Below are 2629 nucleotides of genomic sequence, written 5' to 3' on the forward strand. Positions count from 1 at the left end.
TGCGGATTCCGACGTGAAGCCGGCCGCCATTCCGATCAAACACCGGCCACCATTCCGGTATGAAGCCGGCCACCATTCCAACCAAAGACCGGCCAGTTTTCGGCACTGAAGATTACCTCCTGGGCCAGCAACTTTGGCATCAATTGCCTCGCGATGAACGAGGACATTTTGATGCCGGCAAAGAGAAGGCTGACCATGAGACAGTTGAGACAAATGCTTCGGCTTGCCGGAAGCGGGACCAGTTCCCGCGAGATTGCGGTCGTGCTGGGAATAGCACGCAGTACGGTGCAGGATAATCTGCGGCGCGCAGCGACAATGGGGTTGAGCTGGCCCCTGCCAGGCGAGCTGACCGATGACGCGCTTGAGAGCAAACTCTTCGCTCGCAATGGCGTCAAACAGGGCACGCGGCGGCGCACAGAGCCGAACTGGGCCCATCTTGCCGTCGAGCTCAAGAAGCCGGGCGTCACGCTCCTCATCTTGTGGGAGGAGTATCGAGGAAGTCATCCCGACGGATATGGCTACAGCCGGTTCTGCGAGCTCTTTCGCAGCTTCGAACAGCGGCTTTCCCCGACGATGCGCCAGGAACACGCCGCCGGCGACAAGGTCTTCGTCGACTATTCCGGCAAGAGGATCCCGATCGTTGATCGAGACACCGGCGAGATCCGTGAGGCGGAGATCTTTGTGGCGGTCTTGGGAGCGTCCAGCTTCACCTATGCCGAAGCAACCTGGACCCAGACACTGCCTGACTGGATTGGTTCACACGTCAGGATGTTTCGTTTCTTTGATGGCGTTCCCCGACTGATCGTCCCCGACAATCTGAAGTCGGGCGTCAGCCGCGCCAGCTTCTACGATCCCGAGATCAATCGCAGCTACGGCATGATGGCATCCCATTATGGCGTCGGCGTTCTTCCGGCACGGCCGCGACGGCCGAAGGACAAATCGAAAGTCGAGAACGGCGTGCGTTTCGCCCAGTCATGCATTCTGGGGCGGCTGCGCAACCAGACCTTCTTCTCGCTGGCCGAGGCCAATGCCGCCATTCGCCAGGCACTCGATCGCATCAATGATCACGTCATGCGTCGGCTGGGCGTCAGTCGCCGGCAACTGTTTGAGAGCGTCGAGCGTGCTGCGCTCGCAAGCCTTCCGAGCAAAGACTACGAATTCGCCGAGTGGCGTTTGGCCCGCGTCTCGACGGATTACCATGTCGAGTTCAAGACCTTCTTTTATTCCGTGCCGCACAGCCTCATTCGCCAGCAAGTCGATCTGAGAGCAACGGCACGCACGATCGAGATCTTCCACCGCGGCAAGCGCATTGCCGTCCATCAGCGCCGCTATGGCGGCCCTCGTCATGGGACTGATCCGGATCATATGCCCAGCTCCCACCGGCGATATGCCGAGTGGACGCCGGATCGTTTCCGTCGCTGGGCCGCATCCGTCGGCCCCGAGACGGAAGGCTTGGTTGTCGCAATCCTCGCCAGCCGCCCACATCCTGAACAAGGCTTTCGAACATGCCTGGGTGTCCTGCGCCTGTTTCGCGATATCACACGCGATCGCGCCGAAGCCGTGTCAGCCCGCGCTGTCGAGATCGGTGGGCTGAACTGCAAGAGCATCGCCTCGCTCATCGCCAATCACAAGGCCGCAAGGCATTCCACCGAACCGACCGCCATCGTCGATCACGCCAATCTGCGTGGCCCTGACTACTTTCATTGAGGAGACACACCAATGCTTATCCATCCGACCATCGACATGCTGCGCGAACTCGGCCTTCATGGCATGGCCACCGCCTTCCAGGAACTCGACGCACAATCCGAAGCACGCGGCCTCGAGCATGGCGAATGGCTTGCCATGCTGCTCGAGCGCGAGGCTACCATGCGCCGCCAGAAGCGTTTCGAAGCCCGCGCCAGAGCTGCAAAGCTTCGCCATGACGCACAGATCGAGAATGCCGACTTTCGTGCCGCACGCGGTCTTGACCGCAATCTGTTCATGGCGCTCGCCGGCTGCGACTGGATTCGCAAGCATCACAGTCTTCTCATCACCGGGCCGGCGGGCGTCGGCAAGAGCTGGCTGGCCTGTGCGCTAGGCCACAAAGCTTGCCGAGAGGATTTCTCCGTCGCCTATCACCGCGTTCCCCGGCTGTTTGCAACACTTGCCCTCGCGAGAGGCGACGGACGTTATGGCCGGATCCTCAAGCAACTCGCCAAAACCGACCTTCTCATTCTCGATGACTGGGGACCGGAAAAACTCAATGATGACCAGCGGCGTGATGTGCTTGAGATCATTGAAGACCGCTACGAACGCCGATCGACAATCGTCACCAGTCAGCTGCCCCTGGATCGCTGGTACGAGATCATTGCAAACCCAACTCTGGCCGATGCCATCCTCGACCGCCTCGTTCACAACGCCTATCGCATCGATCTCACCGGTGAAAGCATGCGAAAACAGCGCTCGCCAAGAGCGACCGAAACAGCGCAAGCTTGACCTGAAACGAAACCCAATCCAAACATCAACGAGACCCAGGATCAGTCCGAAAAATGGCCGGCTTCAAATCGGAACACCGGCCGGAATGAAATCGGAATGACTGGCCGGCTTCAAATCGGAATCGATGGCCGGCTTCGTCGGAATACGCAGACAA

General features: G+C 59.7%; 2 protein-coding genes. Both read left to right on the plus strand.

The window, feature by feature from the left end:
• Nucleotides 1-195 precede the first annotated feature (195 nt).
• Nucleotides 196-1707 carry an IS21 family transposase gene (istA, locus tag NKJ11_RS33585; RefSeq protein ID WP_502905829.1) on the plus strand — a complete coding sequence of 504 codons (1512 nt, stop codon included), beginning with the start codon at nt 196-198 and terminating at the stop codon, nt 1705-1707.
• A 12-nt stretch (nt 1708-1719) separates the two neighbouring features.
• Nucleotides 1720-2475: an IS21-like element helper ATPase IstB gene (gene istB / locus NKJ11_RS33590; RefSeq protein ID WP_352795173.1), complete on the plus strand. Its 756-nt coding sequence runs from the start codon at nt 1720-1722 to the stop codon at nt 2473-2475.
• Nucleotides 2476-2629 lie beyond the last annotated feature (154 nt).

Origin of the sequence: Mesorhizobium sp. M0243, assembly GCF_040321775.1 — a bacterium.
Lineage (GTDB): Bacteria > Pseudomonadota > Alphaproteobacteria > Rhizobiales > Rhizobiaceae > Mesorhizobium.